Source organism: Klebsiella sp. 1SOBk5mer (genome assembly GCF_046603115.1).
GTDB classification, from domain to species: Bacteria; Pseudomonadota; Gammaproteobacteria; order Enterobacterales; family Enterobacteriaceae; genus Klebsiella; species Klebsiella quasipneumoniae.
The window spans coordinates 208,698-229,195 of record NZ_JBKIUU010000005.1; the positions used below are offsets into that span (position 1 = coordinate 208,698).

The 20,498-nt window shown below is 55.0% G+C and carries 18 protein-coding genes; 8 read left to right on the top strand and 10 right to left on the bottom strand.

Annotated elements, in window-relative coordinates:
• Positions 1-42: 42 nt before the first annotated feature.
• Positions 43-1,353 (bottom strand): MFS transporter, encoded by a 1,311-nt coding sequence (locus ACLH1U_RS13845; protein ID WP_004204313.1) that lies wholly within the window; start codon positions 1,351-1,353, stop codon positions 43-45.
• Between the two features lie 231 nt (positions 1,354-1,584).
• Here ACLH1U_RS13845 and ACLH1U_RS13850 point away from each other — a divergent pair, with 231 nt between their 5' ends.
• Positions 1,585-2,481 (top strand): LysR family transcriptional regulator, encoded by an 897-nt coding sequence (locus tag ACLH1U_RS13850; RefSeq protein WP_004204315.1) that lies wholly within the window; start codon positions 1,585-1,587, stop codon positions 2,479-2,481.
• Positions 2,482-2,518: 37 nt separating this feature from the next.
• Here the strand turns inward: ACLH1U_RS13850 and aroD are convergent, their stop codons facing one another.
• The 9 genes from aroD to leuL all read right to left on the bottom strand — a co-directional run bounded on the left by aroD (position 2,519) and on the right by leuL (position 12,699).
• A complete protein-coding gene (aroD, locus tag ACLH1U_RS13855; protein ID WP_023291968.1) occupies positions 2,519-3,274 on the bottom strand; it encodes a type I 3-dehydroquinate dehydratase in 756 nt (251 codons plus the stop codon).
• Positions 3,275-3,304: 30 nt separating this feature from the next.
• Complete coding sequence (locus tag ACLH1U_RS13860; RefSeq protein WP_032453837.1) at positions 3,305-4,519, bottom strand: MFS transporter; 1,215 nt, start codon at positions 4,517-4,519, stop codon at positions 3,305-3,307.
• 10 nt (positions 4,520-4,529) lie between these two features.
• Complete coding sequence (locus ACLH1U_RS13865) at positions 4,530-5,393, bottom strand: shikimate dehydrogenase (RefSeq protein ID WP_017901194.1); 864 nt, start codon at positions 5,391-5,393, stop codon at positions 4,530-4,532.
• A gap of 11 nt (positions 5,394-5,404) precedes the next feature.
• A complete protein-coding gene (locus ACLH1U_RS13870) occupies positions 5,405-7,438 on the bottom strand; it encodes an FAD-dependent oxidoreductase (protein ID WP_411299304.1) in 2,034 nt (677 codons plus the stop codon).
• A gap of 397 nt (positions 7,439-7,835) precedes the next feature.
• A complete protein-coding gene (gene leuD, locus ACLH1U_RS13875; RefSeq protein ID WP_285203319.1) occupies positions 7,836-8,441 on the bottom strand; it encodes a 3-isopropylmalate dehydratase small subunit in 606 nt (201 codons plus the stop codon).
• Between the two features lie 10 nt (positions 8,442-8,451).
• Entirely contained in the window at positions 8,452-9,852 is a 1,401-nt protein-coding gene (leuC, locus tag ACLH1U_RS13880; RefSeq protein WP_023291973.1) for a 3-isopropylmalate dehydratase large subunit, read from the bottom strand.
• A 2-nt stretch (positions 9,853-9,854) separates the two neighbouring features.
• The gene (gene leuB, locus ACLH1U_RS13885; RefSeq protein ID WP_023291974.1) at positions 9,855-10,946 is read right to left on the bottom strand and encodes a 3-isopropylmalate dehydrogenase; all 1,092 of its coding nucleotides are present in this window, start codon (positions 10,944-10,946) and stop codon (positions 9,855-9,857) included.
• A complete protein-coding gene (leuA, locus tag ACLH1U_RS13890; protein ID WP_023291975.1) occupies positions 10,946-12,517 on the bottom strand; it encodes a 2-isopropylmalate synthase in 1,572 nt (523 codons plus the stop codon). The genes leuB and leuA overlap by 1 nt, the downstream gene beginning before the upstream one ends.
• 95 nt (positions 12,518-12,612) lie before the next feature.
• On the bottom strand, positions 12,613-12,699 hold the full coding sequence (gene leuL / locus ACLH1U_RS13895; protein ID WP_017901192.1) for a leu operon leader peptide: 87 nt from the start codon (positions 12,697-12,699) through the stop codon (positions 12,613-12,615).
• 614 nt (positions 12,700-13,313) lie between these two features.
• Between leuL and leuO the strand changes: the two genes are divergently transcribed.
• The 7 genes from leuO (at position 13,314) to ftsL (ending at position 20,485) form a co-directional block, all read left to right on the top strand.
• Positions 13,314-14,282 carry a transcriptional regulator LeuO gene (gene leuO / locus ACLH1U_RS13900; RefSeq protein WP_072140386.1) on the top strand — a complete coding sequence of 323 codons (969 nt, stop codon included), beginning with the start codon at positions 13,314-13,316 and terminating at the stop codon, positions 14,280-14,282.
• A gap of 394 nt (positions 14,283-14,676) precedes the next feature.
• A complete protein-coding gene (gene ilvI / locus ACLH1U_RS13905) occupies positions 14,677-16,401 on the top strand; it encodes an acetolactate synthase 3 large subunit (protein ID WP_002888534.1) in 1,725 nt (574 codons plus the stop codon).
• 2 nt (positions 16,402-16,403) lie between these two features.
• Positions 16,404-16,895 carry an acetolactate synthase small subunit gene (gene ilvN, locus ACLH1U_RS13910; RefSeq protein WP_002888536.1) on the top strand — a complete coding sequence of 164 codons (492 nt, stop codon included), beginning with the start codon at positions 16,404-16,406 and terminating at the stop codon, positions 16,893-16,895.
• Positions 16,896-17,075: 180 nt separating this feature from the next.
• Positions 17,076-18,080: a catabolite repressor/activator gene (gene cra, locus ACLH1U_RS13915; protein WP_004145952.1), complete on the top strand. Its 1,005-nt coding sequence runs from the start codon at positions 17,076-17,078 to the stop codon at positions 18,078-18,080.
• 640 nt (positions 18,081-18,720) lie between these two features.
• Positions 18,721-19,179 (top strand): division/cell wall cluster transcriptional repressor MraZ, encoded by a 459-nt coding sequence (gene mraZ / locus ACLH1U_RS13920; protein WP_004204327.1) that lies wholly within the window; start codon positions 18,721-18,723, stop codon positions 19,177-19,179.
• 2 nt (positions 19,180-19,181) lie between these two features.
• Positions 19,182-20,123, top strand: a complete 942-nt coding sequence (rsmH, locus tag ACLH1U_RS13925; protein ID WP_004204328.1) for a 16S rRNA (cytosine(1402)-N(4))-methyltransferase RsmH — start codon at positions 19,182-19,184, stop codon at positions 20,121-20,123.
• The gene (gene ftsL, locus ACLH1U_RS13930) at positions 20,120-20,485 is read left to right on the top strand and encodes a cell division protein FtsL (protein ID WP_002888550.1); all 366 of its coding nucleotides are present in this window, start codon (positions 20,120-20,122) and stop codon (positions 20,483-20,485) included. Before rsmH ends, ftsL begins: the two co-directional genes overlap by 4 nt.
• Positions 20,486-20,498 lie beyond the last annotated feature (13 nt).

A 20,498-nucleotide genomic window follows, 5' to 3' on the forward strand; every position in this document is an offset into this window, starting at 1 on the left:
GTCCTCTTCGCCCCGGCGTGCAATTCGCCGGGGCCGCCGGGTTTACTTCAGTTCGATTCGCTTGATGTCGCCGATGATAAAGATGTAGGCAATCACGCCGATCAGCGCCGTCAGGCCGACGTAGATCAGTGCGTAAAAGAAGTTACCCGTTGCGGAGATAATCACGCCAATTATCAGTGGGGCTATAATCGATGCCATATTAGCGCAGAAATTAAATATACCGCCGGTCAGGCCTGCCATATTTTCCGGGGCAATATCAGAAATTAACGTCCAGCCCAGGCCAACCATTCCCTGGCCAAAAAACGCCACCGACATGATAATAATAACGGTGCTGTTGGCGCTCACCCAGTTCGCCGCAATAATACAGCTGGAGAGTAATAATCCGGAAATTATTGGTAACTTCCGACTAATGTTGACAGAGCCGGTTCGCTTCAGCAGTCGGTCCGAGATCCAGCCGCCGAAGAGGATGCCGATGGCGGCGGCGAGGAACGGCCAGGTGGCGAAGAAGCCAACGTGCAGCCAGGGAAGATGGCGCTCGTTGGCCAGATAGCTGGGAAACCACGTCAGGAAAAACACCAGCGTGGTGTTGCCGGCAAACTGACCCAGACTGGCGCCGAGGATCTGGCGACAGCCCAGCAGGCGCCTGGCGTCACGCCAGTTAAATGGAACGTTCTGGATTTTATTGTTAATGCCGTTTGCGCCAATATAATCCAGCTCCGCTTGATTAGCCGTGCGCGATTCATGGGGTTCGTGATAAAAACGCCACCACACCAAAGTAAATAAAATACCTAATCCGCCGGTGAGGAAAAAAAGCGTTCTCCAGCCATGATGCTCGAGGATTAAAAATAACAGCGGCGAGAAGGCCGCCAGTCCTATATATTCACCAACCGTATATGTTGCCGTCGCCCGCGCGCGCTCATGCTGCGGGAACCAGGTGCTGACGATGCGGCTGTTGGCCGGGAAGCAGGGTGCTTCACTGACGCCGAGTCCCAGGCGCAGAAGCAGCAGAGATTTAAGCCCGAGGGTGAAACTTTGCAGCAGGGTAAACAGCGACCAGAAGAAAATTGACAGGGCATAGGTCAGTTTGTTGCCGAAGCGGTCTAAAAACATGCCGCCGGGGATCTGCGCCAGGGCATAGGTCCAGGCAAAGGCGGAAAAAATGATGCCCATCATCGCCGGATCGATATGAATTTCCTGGGTTAACTGTGGGGCAACGATACCGAGGATGGTGCGGTCGAGATAATTGATCATCGTTCCGACGGACAACAGCAGTAAAATAACTATCCGAACGCGGCTTCTTTTTTTCGTCCCCGATGAGGAAGTGAGGACTTCCTGAGAGTTTGACATACTCATAGCGAGTTCCTTTAAAGTTTAAAATATTTTTGCATATATTTGTATATGCAAAAATATCTCCGGGAACTATAGGTTGTATCTATGAATGGCAACGCTTTGTGGCACATTCATCCGCTTCAGAAAATAATATTTGATGCACCGCCAATATTTTCCCGCACGTGCGCATTATTGGTGGCTTGCATGGTATATTAGCATCAGTGGATTTATTCTTATATTATACGGGCAAAAATAATGAACCTAAAGCAACTTTATTATTTTAAACGTCTGTCTGAAACTGAACATTATACCGAAGCGGCCTCCAGTCTGTGCATCACCCAGCCTTCGCTAAGCCATGCGATATCAGAGCTGGAGAAGGAGTTAGGGGTCGCGCTGTTCGCCAGACAGGGACGGAACGTTAAAATTACGCAAAACGGCAAGCGGTTTCTGCCGTATGTCGAAGATGCGCTGGCCTCACTGGAAAATGGCCGCACAGTTTTGCAAAAAAACGGCGCTGAAAATAAAGAAAACATTCGTATCGCCTTTATTTACACGATGGGCGAATATGTTGTTCCGCAGTTAATTAATAAATATTCTCTTTCACCTGAGTTTCACAACGTGACTTTTTCTTTTACTCAAGGGACCTCGCTGACGCTGTTGCAGGAGCTGAAAGCGGGAAAAGTCGATCTGGCGATCTGCTCTTATATTGCCGATGAACCCGATATCGATTTTATTCCGGTTATTCAGCAGGAGCTGGTGGTGGTGACCGCCAGGGATCATCCGCTGGCCCGGCTGTATGAACATGAAGTCGACCTCGTGGAGACGATTCATTATCCCTATATCTATTTTTCAGAAAATAGCGGCTTACGTCCGTTTATCGATAATGTATTTATGCAGCAAAAGCTGGTGCCGGAGATTGCCTGCTACGTGGAAGAGGATACCGCGATGGCCGGGCTGGTCAGCATTGACTACGGGATCGCGATCATGCCGCGGATCTCGGCGCTCTCCCATTACAACGTCCATATCCTGAAGATTAAAAACACCCTCCCTCCGCGCTATATCTATCTGGCGACCATGAAAGACCGCGGACTTTCCCCTGCGCTGCAGTCGTTTAAAAATGTGGTCATCCACGACAGCCAGAAGATCTGTTAGCGAATAGCCCGGAGAGGTCCTCCGGGCTGAGGGGTTATCAGGAGAGAATATCCATCACTTCACGCAGCTTGTCGATGGCGATCTGTCCCGGCGCGGAAGCCTGACCCACGGTACCGAAGGTCATGGCTGAGCCAAAAAGACGCCCGGTCACCCGGCTGACGCCGCCCGATTTTCCCATCGACATGGTGATCAGCGGGCGGGTGGCATACTTTTCTTTCATGGTCAGCGTGGCGGCGAGCAGGGTCAGAACGTCCTGCGGCGATTGCGGCATCACCGCGATCTTCGGCAGATCGGCGCCCAGATCCTGCATGCGGCGCAGGCGATAGATGATATCTTCCTGGGCGGGGGTCTTATGAAAATCATGGTTACTCATGATCACTTTGACGCCCGCGGCATGCGCATCGTCAACCAGCGCGCGGATCTGCGCTTCATCATTGAACAGCTCGATATCGATGACATCAACCAGGCCACTGCGCGCCGCTTCGCGGTTGAGCGCGAAGTAGGCCTCGTCGCTGAGCTCGGTCTCGCCACCTTCTTTCTTGCTGCGGAAGGTGAACAGCAGCGGCAGCGCTTTCAGCGCGCCACGGATTTCCGCCAGCGCGGCCATCACCTGAGCCATCTCTCTCACCTGAGTAAAGTGGTCAACGCGCCATTCGATGATATCGGCGCCGGCGTCGACCAGGCCGTGGGCGTTACCCAGTATTTCATCCAGCGTTTTGCCGATCAGCGGTACACAAATTAAGGTTTCCCCTTCCTGGAAGGTGATGTTCTTTACGGTAACTGCATTTGTCATGTAGGCATCCATTATTATTCGCGTTGAACCTCAGGCGGTGACTGCGGTGGGTGATACTTTTTGCGCCGCCCGAGCCTGCAGTTGACGATAGCCGATGTACAGGGCGATCACAAAGCCGATCACGGCGATCGCAAAATCAAACCACATAATGCTGGCAATACTGATCTGCGAAAGTTTGGCGGTGATCAGCGGGATCGTGAAGCTGGCGATACTGCCGGCGGTGTAGAAGATGCCGGTTGCCTTGCCTTTCCCGTTCGGGAAGCTCATCGCCATGATCGTCGCTCCCAGCTGTAGCACTCCGCCCGCGGCGGCAAAGCCGATGACAAAGGCGAAGCCGGTAACCATCATCGGCGTCGGGAACAGGCACACCAGCAGCAGCGAGACCATCGATAGGCCAGTATAGATGATCATGGCGACGGCGGAGCTGAACACCTCTTTGACGAAGGCGGCGGTCACGAAGACGCAGACCAGCGACCCGACGGTGTAGATGCTGAGCAGCTTAATCGCCGAGGCATAGGGCAGGCCGACCACGAACTGACCGTACTGCGCCAGCCACTGGCTGACCAGATAGAATGTCGCCATGCCGATATAGCCGTACAGGGTGAAGATCACCATATCCAGTTTGTTGGCCTGCGGACGGGCGGAGGTTTCCGCCTGTGGCCCTGGGGTGGCCTCTTTTTTCGCCGCCTGGCTATCCGGGAACGGCATTTTGAGCAAATAGAGGCCGCTCACAACAAACAGCGCCGCCGCAATCACGAACGACCAGCCGAACCACAGATTCGCCCAGATCAGGAAGCTGATAATGAACGGCAACAGGAACTGTCCGGCGGAGACGAAGGCTTTGATCAGCACGTTGGCCCGGCTGGCGGAGTGCGGGAAAGATTCCATCAGCGCCGGATAGGTGCCGGAGTCGAGGAAGCTGTTCGCCAGGCCCGCCATAATGCCGAAGACATAGGCCAGATAGATATTTTTGGTCAGCAGAATGCCGATAAAAAAGATCAGATAGCTGAGGATCCCCAGATAGATAAAGGGCTTACGACCAAAGCGATCCGACAGAAAGCCGGTCACGATGGTCGCCAGTTTGCCGATCCCTAACGAGGAGATCACCACTGATACGCCGGCAGCGTCTGTTCCCCACTGCTCCTGAAGATGGGCCATGTTGAGGGTGATCAGCAGCACCCCCATGCCATGAATCAGGTAGTTGAGGTACAGCCCTGCCGCGGTAGGGACGTATTTATTTTTCATCGCTTGCCCCTTAGAACAGGATGCTTTTGATGTAATCAACCGGCATCTGTTTACCCGTCCAGATTTCGAACGCGCGCGCGCCTTGCCACAGCATCATCCCGAGGCCGTTTAGCGTACGGCAGCCTTTTTTCTCAGCCACTTCCAGCAGGTGGGTTTTGCGCGGGTTGTACACGACGTCGGAGACGATCAGGTCCGGACGCAGGAAGCTGTCGTCCGGGAGCAGCATCTGGCCTTCGAACGGCTTCATGCCGACCCCGGTGGCATTGGTCAGGATCACGCTGCTGTCGATTTCGGCACGCAGTTTGTCATGATCGTCGAGATCGAACAGATGGATCTCGCAGCGCGTGTTGTTGCGGATCTTGGCTACCGTTTCTTCGGCGTTGGCGAAGAATTTATCGCGACGGTTGAAGATCGAGATCGCCTTCACGCCATCCAGTGCCGCCTGGACGCAGAGCGCGGTCGCCGCGCCGCCGGCGCCGAGCACGGTCATCTTCTTGCCAATAATATCGATACCCGCTTCGCTAAGGGCGCGCATATAGCCGGTGCCGTCGGTAATATGCCCGGTCAGTACGCCGTCGTCATTGACCACGGTATTCACCGCCCCGACCAGCTGCGCCGCCGGCGAGAGCTTATCAAGATACTGGCAAATCTCGGTTTTGTTCGGCATAGAGACGTTAAAGCCGCGCAGCTTCAAAGCCCGGAAGCCCTGCACAACGTCTTTCAGCTCCTGATTACCGACTTCAAAAGCCAGGTAGACGTAGTCCAGCCCGAGATGGGCGAAAGCCTCGTTGTGCATGGTGGGCGACATGCTGTGGCGAATCGGGGTGGCGATCAGACCAATCAGCTCAGTGTGTCCAGTAATACGTTCTGCCATGACAAAAATCCTCAATAAGTTAGAAAGGGAATTCGTTGTGCTTCGCGGCTGCCCAGCGCACCCATGTCTTCGAGGGTGTCCAGCACGTTGCGGCCTTCGCGGATGCCGTCGATAATGCGTCGCGCCATCACGCTGTCGCCGATATTCATGATTTTGACGTTATTGGCATTGGCCCAGCGCTCGATCTCGTCGAGACCCGTCCGGTTGGCGCGCATCCCCAGGCAGACAAAGCCGTAGTCGAAGGGGATATCGAAGGTATGCTGTGTATTTTTCACCTGGAAATGGTCGGCAGCCACCGCCATCAGTTGCGTATTCATGTGCTGTTCGACCTGGTGCTCGTCGAGCATGGTCAACATGGCATTCCTGGTAATGATGTCGAGATCGCGACCGGCGGCGTCCTGCATTTCGATTAATACCGCTTGCGCGCCGCGAGCGGTAAAATATTCGATGACGTCAAGGCCAACGGCGCCCGCGCCGACAACGGCGATGCGTTTGCCCTCGACATGGGTAAATTTCGCCAGATTGTCGATCATGCCGGTAATGGAAAAGACCTTGCCTTCCGCGGCGTCAATATTCTCCCGCAGTCCTGCAATAGGCGGCAGCAGGGGGGTTGAGCCGGTGGCATTGACGATCAGATGCGGACGCAGGGCGGAAACCGAGGCCACGTCTGCCCGTTTGCCGACCTGCAGCATCAGGTTGTCCAGCGCGGCGATGCGGTTTTTCATAAACTGCGGGAAATCCGCGATGCGTTTTTTCTCCGGCAGACGGGCGATATCGCTGGCGAGACCGCCGACGTGATTTTTCGCCTCCAGCAGCCAGGTGTGGCAGCCGACTTCCGCCGCGGTGCAGGCGGCCTCCATCCCGGCAGTGCCGGCGCCGATGACGACCACGTTCGTTTCGCGATTAACGTGCCGCGTTTTGTAGGTATCGCCGTGAATGATGTCCGGGTTAATTGAACAGCGCAGCGGGCGCGAGCGGGCGATGCGATGGTCGGCGCAGCCGATGTTGCAGGAGATGCATTTGCGCATCAGGCGTTCTTTACCGCTTTGCACCTTCTGCACCCACTCCGGCTCGGCAATCAGACCGCGACCAATGGCAATGAGATCGGCATCGCCGCTGGCGAGGATATCCTCGGCCACCTGCGGGGTACGGATATTGCCGGCGATGACCGTGGGCTTATGGAATTTATCGCGCACCGCGCGGGAGAGATAACGCTTCCAGCCATCCTCCAGCGACATCTGGTCGATTTGCAGATTCAGGTTGTCGTTCTGCGCCGCCGAGACGTTGATGATATCGACCTTCTCCTGGCAGAGCTCAAGGATGCGCAGAGAATCTTCGAGGCTATTGCCGCCCTTGAGGAAGTCGTCGGCGCTAATGCGCAGGCTGACCGGAAAACGCGGCCCGACGCAGGCGCGAACTTTATCGACAATCAGACTTAATATCCGGGTGCGGTTTTCGACGCTGCCGCCAAATTCATCGGTGCGCTTGTTAAATAGCGGCGATAAAAACTGGCTAATTAAATAGGAGTGGCCGGCATGAATTTCGACGCAGTCAAAACCCGCGCGACGAACACGCTCTGCGGCGTCACCGAATTTTTCCACCGCGTGATAAATTTCCTCATGGGTCATTGGCCGCGGAATATTACCGTGCTTTTTCGAGGGCGTCGTCGAGGAGGAGAGCGGTGTCTGACCTTCGAGGCGGTAGGCATAAGCCGAAGCGCCTGCGTGATTTAACTGAATGGATACGCAGGCGCCATGTTTATGCAGGGTCTCGGTTAATTTAAACAGCCGCGGGATATATTGATCGTTATCGATCCGCAGCTGGGTGGTGCCGTTGGAGGCGAAAGGAAAATCAATACAGATGTTTTCGATGGTGATAAGCCCGGTGCCGCCTTTGGCCCGCAGTTCGTAGTATTCCAGCTGTTCCTGCGAGACCTCGCCATTGAGCGTGGCCATATTGGTGCCCATCGGGGGCATAATAATGCGGTTTTTTAGCGTCATGCCGTTGATGGTCAACGGACTGAAAAGGTGCGGATAGTGGCTCATCTCTTCTCTCCACAGGAGGCCGGGAAGCCGCTATGCGGGGGCCCGGGCGTGTCCTTAGTTAATATTTCTCTGTGGGAAAAGATAGCGAGGCGAAAAATCGAAAAATAATGCTTTTTTTTGCTGTGAGCTATAGGGGTTCTCTATGAGATTAACGCTTTTTTTACATTGTTATATTTTTATATTAAACACTCGTACCTTATTTTTACTTGCAGTGAAGGGATAATACATAAACCGCGCAGGTCAGGGGGAGGAAAGCGGAATCATTCGTCTTTATCGCGTGGGGCAGGCCAACGTCATGGGCAGACGATCGGCGAAGCAATATTGTTTTTTGTGCGTGAGATCGCAATTTTCTGCCGCAATAAACTAAAAAGCCCGGTCAAATGACCGGGCGCGAAGATTAATTCATAAACGCCGGCAGCTTGTGCTCATAGTCGGAAATAGCCGCTTCATGTTGCAGCGTCAGGCCGATGCTATCCAGGCCATTGAGCATGCAGTGGCGACGGAAATCGTCGATCTTAAAGCTGTAGGTTTTATCCCCCGCTTTAACCACCTGCGCTTCCAGGTCCACTTCAAACGTAATGCCCGGGTTGGCCTGCACCAGTTTGAACAGCTCGTCGACCTGCTCATCGCTCAACGTCACCGGCAGCAGCTGATTGTTGAAGCTGTTGCCATAGAAAATATCGGCAAAGCTTGGGGCGATAACGACTTTAAAACCGTAATCGGTCAGCGCCCACGGCGCATGCTCGCGCGAGGAGCCACAGCCGAAGTTTTCCCGCGCCAGCAGGATAGATGCGCCTTTGTACTCAGGAAAGTTCAGCACGAACTCCGGGTTCGGCTGTTGACCTTTATCGTCGAGGAAGCGCCAGTCGTTGAACAGGTGCGCGCCAAAGCCGGTGCGGGTCACTTTCTGCAGAAACTGCTTGGGAATGATCGCGTCGGTATCGACGTTTGCAGCATCCAGCGGAACCACCAGGCCGGTATGTTGGGTTAATTTCTCTGCCATGATGGTCTCCTTACTTCAGATTACGGATATCGGCGAAATGGCCGGTCACAGCTGCCGCCGCGGCCATTGCCGGGCTCACCAGGTGCGTGCGTCCGCCGCGGCCCTGGCGGCCTTCAAAATTACGGTTGCTGGTGGAGGCGCAGCGCTCGCCCGGGTTCAGGCGGTCGTTGTTCATCGCCAGACACATAGAGCAGCCCGGTAAGCGCCACTCAAAGCCGGCTTCGATAAAGATCTTATCCAGGCCTTCCGCTTCCGCTTGCGCTTTCACCGGACCGGAACCCGGCACCACCAGCGCCTGGACGCCCGGCGCCACTTTACGCCCTTTGGCGATTTCCGCCGCCGCGCGCAAATCTTCGATACGCGAGTTGGTACAGGAGCCGATGAATACTTTATCGATAGCCACTTCCGTCAGCGGAATGCCGGATTTCAGCCCCATATAGGCCAGCGCTTTCTCGGCGCTGGCGCGTTCCACCGGGTCGCTGAACGACGCAGGATCGGGGATATTATCGCTGACCGAAATCACCTGGCCCGGGTTGGTGCCCCAGGTCACCTGCGGGGCAATCTCAGCCGCCTGCAGCGTCACTACGGTGTCAAATGTGGCGCCGTCGTCGGTTTTCAGGGTTTTCCAGTACGCCACCGCATCGTCAAAATCTTTGCCTTTCGGCGCGTGCAGACGGCCGCGTACGTAATTGAAGGTGGTTTCATCCGGCGCGACCAGGCCCGCTTTCGCGCCCATCTCGATCGCCATGTTGCACAGGGTCATGCGGCCTTCCATGCTCAGATCGCGGATCGCTTCGCCGCAGAACTCCACCACGTGGCCGGTGCCGCCGGCGCTGCCGGTTTTACCAATGATCGCCAACACGATATCTTTGGCGGTGATGCCCGGCGCCGCTTTGCCTTGCACTTCGATTTTCATGGTTTTCGCACGACCCTGTTTCAGGGTTTGGGTCGCCAGCACATGCTCTACTTCGGAGGTGCCGATGCCGAAGGCCAGCGCGCCGAAGGCGCCGTGGGTGGCGGTATGGGAGTCGCCGCACACAATGGTCATCCCCGGCAGGGTAACCCCTTGTTCCGGGCCCATCACGTGAACGATGCCCTGGTACGGGTGGTTCAGATCGTACAGCTCAACGCCGAACTCTTTACAGTTCTTAATCAGCTCCTGCATCTGAATGCGGGCCATCTCGCCGGACGCGTTAATATCTTTGGTCTGCGTCGAGACGTTGTGATCCATGGTGGCGAAGGTTTTACCCGGCTGGCGCACCTGGCGGCCGTGGGCGCGCAGGCCGTCAAAGGCCTGCGGGGAGGTGACTTCATGCACCAGATGGCGGTCGATATACAACAGCGGAGTTTCGTTTTGCGCCTCATACACCACGTGCGCATCAAACAATTTTTCGTATAACGTCTTCGCCATGATTACACCCCTTCTGCGACATAGCGGGCAATGATATCGCCCATTTCATCAGTGCTGACCGCTGCCGTGCCGCGCGCTAAATCGCCGGTACGAACGCCTTCCTCCAGAGCGCGGTTAATCGCGCTTTCAATCGCGCTCGCCGCCTCGTCAGCGTCGAGGCTATAGCGCAGCAGCAGCGCCAGGGAGAGGATCTGCGCGATCGGGTTAGCGATATTTTTGCCGGCGATATCCGGCGCCGAGCCGCCTGCTGGCTCGTACAGGCCGAAACCTTGTTCGTTGAGGCTGGCGGACGGCAGCATGCCCATCGAGCCGGTGATCATTGCGCACTCGTCGGAGAGGATGTCGCCGAACAGGTTGGAGCACAGCAGCACGTCGAACTGGGACGGATCTTTAATCAGCTGCATGGTGGCGTTATCGATATACATATGCGCCAGCTCAACGTCCGGATACTCCTTGCCGATCTCGGTGACGATTTCGCGCCACAGAATGGACGACTGCAGGACGTTGGCCTTATCGATGGAGGTCACTTTGTGACGACGTTTACGGGCGGATTCAAACGCGATGCGCGCGATACGTTCGATTTCAAAGCGGTGATACACCTCGGTATCAAAAGCTTTCTCATGCTGACCGCTGCCTTCGCGACCTTTCGGCTGGCCGAAGTAGATGCCGCCGGTCAGTTCGCGAACGCAGAGAATGTCGAAGCCGTTGGCGGCGATGTCGGCGCGCAGCGGGCAGAACTCTTCCAGCCCCTGATACAGTTTGGCCGGGCGCAGGTTGCTGAACAGTTTAAAGTGTTTACGCAGCGGCAGCAGAGCGCCGCGCTCTGGCTGTTCTGCGGGCGGCAGGTGTTCCCACTTCGGGCCGCCGACGGAGCCGAACAGGATCGCGTCCGCCTGCTCGCATCCGGCGACGGTCGCCTGCGGCAGGGGAGTTCCCTGACGGTCGATGGCCGCGCCGCCGACGTCGTACTGGCTGGTGGTAATGTGCATGGCAAAACGTTGGCGCACGGCTTCCAGTACTTTCATCGCCTGGTTCATCACTTCCGGGCCAATGCCATCACCCGGCAAAACGGCAATATGGTAATTCTTCGACATTACACGGTTTCCTTATTGTTCTCTTTATTCTGAGCTTTGCGTTGCAATTCTTTTTCGACTTCGGCGGCGCGCCAGATGTTGTTCAGCACGTGAACCATCGCTTTGGCTGACGACTCTACGATATCCGTTGCCAGACCAACGCCGTGGAAACGGCGACCGTTGTAGTCAACGACGATATCCACCTGGCCCAGGGCGTCTTTGCCGTGGCCTTTCGCGCTTAAGCCATATTTCACTAATTCAATGTTGTAATCGGTGACGCGGTTAATCGCCTGGTAGATAGCATCAACCGGACCGTTGCCGTTGGCGGCTTCCGTTTTGATCTCATCCCCACAGACCAGTTTGATCGAGGCGGTCGCGATATCGCTGGAGCCGGACTGAACGTTGAAGTAATCCAGGCGGAAATGCTCCGGCTCTTCCTGCTGCTTGTTGATAAAGGCCAGCGCTTCCAGATCGTAATCGAAGACCTGGCCTTTTTTGTCCGCCAGCTTCAGGAACGCGTCGTACAGGTGATCCAGGTTGTAATCGCTCTCCTGATAGCCCATCTCTTCCATCCGGTGTTTCACCGCCGCGCGGCCGGAGCGGGAAGTCAGGTTCAGCTGCACCTGGTTCAGGCCGATGGATTCCGGGGTCATGATTTCGTAGTTTTCGCGGTTCTTCAGCACGCCGTCCTGGTGGATACCGGAGGAGTGGGCGAAGGCGCCGGTGCCGACGATGGCTTTGTTCGCCGGGATCGGCATGTTGCAGATCTGGCTGACGGTCTGGCTGGTGCGCCAGATTTCATGGTGGTTGATATTGGTGTGCACGTTCATGATGTCTTTGCGCACTTTAATCGCCATGATGACCTCTTCCAGCGCGCAGTTGCCGGCGCGCTCGCCGATACCGTTCATCGCGCCTTCTACCTGGCGGGCTCCGGCGTGGACCGCGGCGAGGGCGTTGCCGACGGCAATACCCAGGTCATCATGGGTATGGACGGAGATAATGGCTTTGTCGATATTCGGTACGCGCTCATACAGGCCGCTGATAATGTTGGCGTACTCGAACGGCATGGTGTAGCCGACGGTATCCGGAATATTAATGGTGGTGGCGCCAGCGTTAATCGCGGCTTCCACGACGCGAGCCAGGTCAGCAATCGGCGTACGGCCGGCGTCTTCACAGGAGAACTCGACATCGTTAGTGTAGTTGCGCGCCCGCTTCACCATATAAACCGCACGCTCAATGACCTCATCCAGGGTGCTGCGCAGTTTGGTGGCGATATGCATCGGCGAGGTGGCGATGAAGGTGTGGATACGGAACGCTTCGGCCACCTTCAAGGATTCCGCCGCCACGTCGATATCTTTCTCGACGCAGCGCGCCAGGGCGCATACGCGGCTGTTTTTGATGGTGCGCGCGATGGTCTGCACGGATTCAAAATCGCCCGGAGAAGAAACCGGGAAACCGACTTCCATCACGTCAACACCCATGCGCTCGAGGGCCAGAGCGATCTGCAGCTTCTCTTTGACACTCAGGCTTGCCTGTAACGCTTGTTCGCCATCACGTAAGGTCGTATCGAAAATAATGACTTGCTGGCTCATGGTTTGGATCCTTAGTCTGTGTCCTGGCGCCTTGTTGACGAGCATAAAAAAACCCGCGCCAAGGCGCGGGTTTTATAGTCTTGCTGGAAGATGACTTAACGCTGAACGTCGCCCAACAGCCTACCGCGCAAATGGCATGCGTTTAGTAGTAGTAGGCTGGTGATGCGAGTGGTGCGAATCATTGCGTCAAACTCCAGATGAAATCGTTATGCTTTTAGAGTTACTGGATAGCCGTTTCAAAGTCAACCCCTGGCATGGAAAAAGCGTTTTTGGTCCGCAGCGTGAATTAGCTAATTGTGCTGATGTTAGCCCTTTTTTGCCGAAGATCCTATTTTGGACCTGCGGGGGCGCACAGGGATATGTTTCATTTGAAAATGTACTTTGCATTAAAGGCCTCGCTCACGATGCGCCGCGAGCGAAGCGGTCAAAAATCGCTATCTGAATGAAATAATTATATTTATTTTTCGTGTGAATATGTCTACCCCTTAGCGGATCTTTTTTCAATGATAAATAGTTGTTAATTTTATGGGGTGGAAAATAAAATACTTTATTATTGCTTAAGTTACAGTTAACCATTGGTGTTGTTTTTATTTTCCTGGATTATGGTTAGACTCATCTTCATTAAGTAACTCATATTGTTTGAGCAGTTTATTAATTCCGGTGGTACCGGTTTGACACTGCCACTCATAGCCTTGATATATTCCTAAAATACACCTTTGCTATTTTGCAAATGTCATTGGCATGATAAATGATATTTTCGGCGCTAATTATAGCGGTTTAGTAAAGGGAATTCATCGTGACGGCGGAACTAGATATGTTAATTGAAAGTCCAGAATATAAATCAGCCCCCGGACAGGAAGTCGTAAAACCTCAACTACGGATGGTTGATCTCAATCTGCTTACCGTTTTTGATGCGGTTATGCAGGAACAGAATATTACCCGTGCCGCCCATACGCTCGGCATGTCTCAACCGGCGGTGAGCAACGCGGTTTCACGTCTGAAAGTGATGTTTAATGATGAGCTGTTTGTACGCTATGGCCGCGGTATTCAGCCGACGGCGCGGGCCTATCAGCTGTTTGGCTCAGTGCGTCAGGCGCTGCAGCTGGTACAAAACGAATTGCCAGGCTCCGGTTTTGAACCCTTGAGCAGTGAGCGTGTTTTCAATCTGTGCGTCTGTAGCCCGCTGGATAACATCCTGACGTCGGTAATTTTTAATAAAGTCGCCGAAATCGCGCCCAATATTCATTTAGTCTTTAAATCAGCGCTTAATCAAAATACGGAACATCAGTTACGTTATCAGGAAACGGAATTTGTGATCGGTTATGAAGAGTTTCGTCGTCCTGAGTTTGCCTGTGTACCGCTATTCAAAGATGAAATGGTTCTGGTGGCTAGTCGCAACCATCCGCGTATCTCCGGACCGGTGATGGAGGCTGATATTTATCGCGAGGAGCATGCCGCGGTGGCTCTCGATCGGTATGCCTCATTCAGTCTGCCGTGGTATGACACGGCCGATAAACAAGCGCGCATCGCATATCAAGGTAATGCGATGGTCAGCGTATTAAACGTGGTGTCGCAAACGCAGATGGTGGCCATTGCGCCGCGCTGGCTGGCAAATGAGTTTGCCGATAAGTTAGCGCTGCAAATATTACCTCTGCCGCTGAAGGTGAATAGCCGGACCTGCTATCTCTCCTGGCACGAAGCGGCGGGTCGCGATAAAGGTCATCAGTGGATGGAAGAGCTGCTGGTGGATATTTGTCAGCGCTGAGCCGATGGCAATAAGCATGAAAGGGGCTTCGGCTCCTTTTTTTATATGATTTAATTACAATAATGCAGAATTTTATGCTGTTTACCCTTTCGGTTGCTCTTCGCCCGTTAACAAAAAATGGATCAATTCCTGCTATCGCGCCTTTTCTCCGAGTATTTACTATTCTCTTTTCTTATATCTGAAGCATTCCACCATATTTTCCTCTCTCCGCTTGTTTTTCTTCTTATTCTACTTAGAAAGCATCTCCGGTGGCGAATTGCCTGCCTGCTGGCGAGCAGTTATGGTAGTGGCATGCAGTCCATTCACCTCAGTGCGGAGGGGTACTCCTTCGCATCGTGCGAGCGCGCGGAAATTGAGTTCCGCTGTCGTAAAACAATAAGCCTGGAGGCAAACCATGGAGATGTTGTCAGGAGCCGAGATGGTCGTCCAATCGCTTGTCGATCAGGGCGTCAAGCAAGTATTCGGCTATCCCGGAGGCGCAGTCCTCGATATCTATGATGCGTTACATACCCTTGGCGGTATCGATCATGTGCTGGTTCGCCACGAGCAGGCGGCGGTGCATATGGCGGATGGCCTGGCGCGAGCGACCGGGGAGGTCGGTGTGGTGCTGGTGACCTCAGGGCCTGGGGCGACGAACGCCATCACCGGTATCGCGACGGCCTATATGGACTCTATCCCGCTGGTGATCCTCTCCGGGCAAGTGGCGACATCGCTTATCGGCTACGATGCCTTCCAGGAGTGCGACATGGTGGGGATTTCCCGCCCGGTGGTGAAGCACAGTTTCCTGGTGAAGCAGACCGAAGATATTCCCGGCGTGCTGAAGAAAGCCTTCTGGCTGGCGGCCAGCGGTCGCCCCGGGCCGGTGGTGGTCGATCTGCCGAAGGATATACTCAATCCGGCGAAGAAACTGCCGTACGTCTGGCCAGACGCGGTCAGCATGCGCTCGTATAACCCGACGACCAGCGGTCATAAAGGCCAGATCAAACGCGCCCTGCAGACCCTGGTGGCGGCGAGCAAGCCGGTCGTCTACGTCGGCGGCGGGGCGATCAATGCGCATTGCGAACCTCAGCTGCGCGAGCTGGTGGAAAAGCTGAAGCTGCCGGTGGCCTCCTCCCTGATGGGGCTGGGCGCTTTCCCGGCGACGCACTCGCAGGCGCTGGGGATGCTGGGCATGCACGGCACTTATGAAGCCAACATGACCATGCACCATTCAGACGTGATTTTTGCCGTCGGCGTTCGCTTTGACGATCGGACCACCAATAACCTGGCCAAATACTGTCCGAACGCGACTGTGCTGCATATCGATATCGATCCGACCTCAATCTCGAAAACCGTGCCAGCAGATGTGCCGATCGTCGGCGATGCCCGACTGGTGCTGGAGCAGATGCTGGAGCTGCTGGAGCAGGAAGAGGCGCAGCAGCCGCTGGACGACATTCGCGACTGGTGGCAGCAGATTGAGCAGTGGCGCGCCCGCCATTGCCTGCGCTACGACGACCAGAGCGACAAGATCAAACCGCAGGCGGTGATAGAAACGATCTGGCGCCTGACTCAGGGCGATGCCTATGTCACTTCCGATGTGGGTCAGCACCAGATGTTCGCCGCCCTCTATTACCCCTTCGACAAGCCGCGGCGCTGGATTAACTCCGGTGGCCTCGGCACCATGGGCTTTGGCCTACCGGCTGCGCTGGGGGTCAAAATGGCTCTGCCGGACGAAATGGTCGTCTGCGTGACCGGTGACGGCAGTATCCAGATGAACATTCAGGAACTCTCTACTGCGCTGCAGTATGAGCTGCCGGTCCTGGTGCTTAACCTTAACAACCGCTATCTGGGGATGGTGAAGCAGTGGCAGGATATGCTCTATTCCGGGCGCCACTCGCAGTCCTATATGGAGTCGCTGCCGGACTTCGTTCGTCTGGCGGAAGCCTACGGCCACGTTGGGATCCGCATCAGCGAGCCGCAGGAGCTGGAGACGAAGCTTGCAGAAGCCCTGGAGCAGGTGCGACAGCGCCGGCTGGTGTTTGTCGATGTCACCGTCGACGGCAGTGAGCATGTGTACCCCATGCAGATCCGCGGCGGCGGCATGGATGAAATGTGGTTGAGCAAAACGGAGAGGACCTGATTATGCGCCGGATATTATCGGTATTACTGGAAAACGAATCGGGCGCATTGTCCCGCGTTATCGGCCTCTTTTCCCAGCGCGGCTATAATATAGAAAGCCTGACTGTCGCCCCGACGGACGATCCGACCCTCTCCAGGATGACCATCCAGACCGTGGGCGATGAAAAAGCGATCGAGCAGATTGAAAAGCAGCTGCACAAGCTGGTGGATGTTCTGCGGGTCAGCGAGCTGGGGCAGGGGGCTCATGTCGAACGCGAAATCATGCTGGTGAAGGTCCAGGCCAGCGGTTACGGCCGTGAAGAAGTGAAGCGCAACACCGAAATCTTTCGTGGACAGATTATCGACGTGACGCCTTCTATCTATACCGTTCAACTCGCCGGCACCAGCGATAAGCTCGACGCTTTCCTGGCCTCCCTGCGCGATGTCGCTCGGATCGTGGAAGTGGCTCGCTCCGGCGTGGTCGGCCTGTCTCGCGGTGATAAAATCATGCGCTGAGGATCGGGAACTGATGCAAAAATAGCCCGGCAGCGACTGTCGGGCTTTTTTTTTGCGAAATCAGTAGGAACTGTAAGCGAAAGCGGTTGCTGCGCTAACTATTCTGCGCTTAGATGTTATAAAAAGGGTTCCATACCTGAATAATGGTTATGTTTGGCACTTCTTACCCAAGGGGCAATTGTGAAACTGGATGAAATCGCCCGGCTGGCCGGTGTTTCAAGAACCACCGCGAGCTATGTGATTAATGGCAAAGCGAAGCAGTACCGCGTAAGCGACAAAACGGTCGAAAAAGTGATGGCTGTCGTGCGAGAGCACAACTATCACCCGAATGCGGTCGCTGCTGGCCTGCGTGCAGGACGCACACGCTCTATCGGTCTGGTGATCCCGGATCTGGAGAACACCAGCTATACCCGCATTGCAAATTATCTGGAGCGGCAGGCGCGCCAGCGCGGCTATCAGTTGCTGATTGCCTGCTCGGAGGATCAGCCCGATAACGAAATGCGCTGTATCGAGCATCTGCTACAGCGCCAGGTGGACGCCATCATTGTTTCCACCTCGCTGCCGCCGGAGCACCCTTTTTATCAGCGCTGGGCTAACGATCCGTTTCCGATTGTCGCCCTCGACCGCGCCCTTGACCGCGAGCACTTCACCAGCGTCGTCGGCGCTGACCAGGATGATGCCGAGATGCTCGCCGCCGAGTTGCGGACTTTTCCCGGCGAAACGGTGCTTTATCTGGGCGCGCTGCCGGAACTGTCGGTGAGCTTCCTGCGCGAGCAAGGCTTCCGTAAAGCCTGGCAGGACGATCCGCGTGAGGTGCATTATCTCTATGCCAACAGCTACGAGCGAGAAGCGGCGGCCCAGCTGTTTGAGAAATGGCTTGAAACCCATCCGATGCCGCAGGCGCTGTTCACCACCTCTTTCCCGTTGCTGCAGGGCGTCATGGATGTGACGCTGCGCCGTGAGGGTAAACTGCCTTCCGAGCTGGCGATCGCCACCTTCGGCGATAATGAGCTGCTCGATTTCCTGCAGTGTCCGGTACTGGCCGTGGCCCAGCGCCATCGCGATGTCGCTGAGCGGGTGCTCGAGATCGTCCTCGCCAGCCTCGATGAACCGCGCAAGCCGAAGCCGGGCCTCAGCCGTATTCGTCGTAATCTTTATCGCCGCGGCAGCCTGAATCGCCGTTAAGGGCGCAATATCGTCAGCACCCAGGATTAATCCTGGCAGGCCTGCCAGAGAGCAGGCCGCTGGTGATAAATCAGGCAACTGACGTCCAGAATGCAAAACTGAATATATTTCAGACAAATCCCTAAACTTCTTTACGCGTTATTTTGTTTTATTCGCTGGCAATCGTTTTGCGACTCAAAACGGGACACAAAAAATGATTGTGCCGGCTTTAATTGTATTATTTTGTTACATTCACCAGGTTAATTGCTGAATTAACACCCATTTTGTTAGCCCCAACCTTTCTCTCCTGCCTTATCCCGCGCCTGGTCAGCCCTTCAGCCAGCAACAGGTACTGTTAACGGCCGGCATAATGGCCTAAAATGCCGCTCGCGTCGCAAACTGACACTTTATATTTTCCCGCCGAAGATATTTTGATGTTTATAACTGTTACGAGTTTGTTGGTTATTTTCTTACACGTATTCATAACGTTAATTTGCCTCGCCTGTTGATGATTTTTTCATCAGGGCTAATGTCGGCTGTAAATAATGGGTTTTTGAGCTCCGTTGGCATTCGTGCTGGCTTGACAAGCTTTTCCTCCGCTCCGTAAACTCCTTGTGGTGGGAATTTGTGGGATAAAGTGGCGAAAAGGGGTGAGGCTGGCATGTTCCGTGGAGCAACGTTAGTCAATCTCGACAGCAAAGGCCGCCTGGCCGTGCCAACGCGCTATCGCGATGGGCTGATCGAGGACGCTGCCGGTCAATTGGTATGCACCATTGACATTCATCACCCGTGCCTGCTGCTTTATCCATTGCCTGAATGGGAAGTCATCGAGCAGAAATTGTCGCGTTTATCGAGCATGAATCCCGTTGAGCGGCGCGTACAGCGTTTGCTTCTGGGTCATGCCAGCGAATGTCAGATGGATAATGCCGGTCGCTTGCTGATAGCGCCGGTGTTACGGCAGCATGCCGGGCTGACAAAAGAAGTGATGCTGGTCGGGCAGTTTAATAAATTTGAACTGTGGGACGAAACGACCTGGTATCAACGGGTCAAGGAAGATATCGACGCTGAGCAGTCCGCGACCGGTGAACTGTCGGAGCGCCTGCAGGATTTGTCTTTATAAAAATGATGGAAAATTTTAAACACACTACGGTACTTCTGGATGAAGCCGTCAACGGCCTCAATATTCGTCCAGACGGTATCTATATTGATGGTACCTTTGGTCGCGGCGGTCACTCGCGCCTGATCCTCTCCCAACTGGGAGCGGAAGGACGCTTGCTGGCAATCGATCGCGATCCTCAGGCGATTGCCGTCGCGCAAACCATCGATGATCCCCGCTTTTCCATCGTACATGGTCCATTTTCACAGCTTGCTGAGTACGTCGGCGAGCGCAATCTTACCGGTAAGATCGACGGCATTCTGCTCGATCTTGGCGTCTCTTCCCCGCAGCTTGACGATGCGGAACGCGGCTTTTCCTTTATGCGCGACGGGCCGCTGGATATGCGCATGGATCCGACCCGCGGTCAGTCCGCGGCCGAATGGCTGCAGACCGCTGAAGAAGCGGATATCGCCTGGGTGATTAAAACCTTCGGCGAAGAGCGTTTCGGTAAACGGATCGCCCGCGCGATCGTCGAACGTAATCGCATTGCACCGATGACCCGCACCAAAGAGCTGGCGGAGGTCATCGCCGCGGCGATGCCGGTAAAAGATAAGCACAAACATCCCGCGACCCGTACCTTCCAGGCGGTGCGCATTTGGGTAAACAGTGAACTGGAGGAGATAGAGCAGGCGCTAAAAAGCTCGCTCAGCGTGCTGGCCCCGGGCGGGCGGCTGTCGATCATTAGTTTTCATTCGCTGGAAGATCGCATTGTAAAGCGCTTTATGCGTGAGCAAAGCCGCGGTCCGCAGGTTCCGGCGGGAATACCGATGACCGAATCGCAGCTCAAAAAACTGGGCGGCCGTGAGTTACGAGCACTAGGCAAGTTGATGCCGGGCGAAGAAGAGGTGGCAGAGAATCCACGTGCCCGTAGTTCAGTGCTGCGTATCGCAGAGAGGACGAACGCATGATCGGCAGAGTGACAGAGGCCTTAAGCAAAGTTAAAGGGTCGATTGGAAGCAACGAGCGCCATGCTTTGCCTGGCGTGATCGGGGACGACCTTCTGCGGTTTGGGAAACTGCCACTCTGCCTGTTCATTTGCATCATTATTACGGCGATTACCGTGGTCACCACCGCGCACCACACGCGCCTGTTGACCGCGCAGCGTGAACAACTGGTTCTGGAACGCGACGCCCTGGACATTGAGTGGCGCAACCTGATCCTCGAAGAGAACGCGCTCGGCGATCACAGTCGGGTTGAACGGATCGCGACCGAGAAGTTGCAGATGCAACACGTCGATCCATCACAAGAAAATATCGTTGTACAGAAATAAGGATTATTGCGAC

Bases quoted from the DNA above. Each gene is read 5' to 3' on its own strand.
- ACLH1U_RS13845 (WP_004204313.1), bottom strand. From the start codon at position 1,353: ATGAGTATGTCAAACTCTCAGGAAGTCCTCACTTCCTCATCGGGGACG.
- ACLH1U_RS13850 (WP_004204315.1), top strand. From the start codon at position 1,585: ATGAACCTAAAGCAACTTTATTATTTTAAACGTCTGTCTGAAACTGAA.
- aroD (WP_023291968.1), bottom strand. From the start codon at position 3,274: ATGACAAATGCAGTTACCGTAAAGAACATCACCTTCCAGGAAGGGGAA.
- ACLH1U_RS13860 (WP_032453837.1), bottom strand. From the start codon at position 4,519: ATGAAAAATAAATACGTCCCTACCGCGGCAGGGCTGTACCTCAACTAC.
- ACLH1U_RS13865 (WP_017901194.1), bottom strand. From the start codon at position 5,393: ATGGCAGAACGTATTACTGGACACACTGAGCTGATTGGTCTGATCGCC.
- ACLH1U_RS13870 (WP_411299304.1), bottom strand. From the start codon at position 7,438: ATGAGCCACTATCCGCACCTTTTCAGTCCGTTGACCATCAACGGCATG.
- leuD (WP_285203319.1), bottom strand. From the start codon at position 8,441: ATGGCAGAGAAATTAACCCAACATACCGGCCTGGTGGTTCCGCTGGAT.
- leuC (WP_023291973.1), bottom strand. From the start codon at position 9,852: ATGGCGAAGACGTTATACGAAAAATTGTTTGATGCGCACGTGGTGTAT.
- leuB (WP_023291974.1), bottom strand. From the start codon at position 10,946: ATGTCGAAGAATTACCATATTGCCGTTTTGCCGGGTGATGGCATTGGC.
- leuA (WP_023291975.1), bottom strand. From the start codon at position 12,517: ATGAGCCAGCAAGTCATTATTTTCGATACGACCTTACGTGATGGCGAA.
- leuL (WP_017901192.1), bottom strand. From the start codon at position 12,699: ATGATTCGCACCACTCGCATCACCAGCCTACTACTACTAAACGCATGC.
- ilvI (WP_002888534.1), top strand. From the start codon at position 14,677: ATGGAGATGTTGTCAGGAGCCGAGATGGTCGTCCAATCGCTTGTCGAT.
- ilvN (WP_002888536.1), top strand. From the start codon at position 16,404: ATGCGCCGGATATTATCGGTATTACTGGAAAACGAATCGGGCGCATTG.
- mraZ (WP_004204327.1), top strand. From the start codon at position 18,721: ATGTTCCGTGGAGCAACGTTAGTCAATCTCGACAGCAAAGGCCGCCTG.
- rsmH (WP_004204328.1), top strand. From the start codon at position 19,182: ATGATGGAAAATTTTAAACACACTACGGTACTTCTGGATGAAGCCGTC.
- ftsL (WP_002888550.1), top strand. From the start codon at position 20,120: ATGATCGGCAGAGTGACAGAGGCCTTAAGCAAAGTTAAAGGGTCGATT.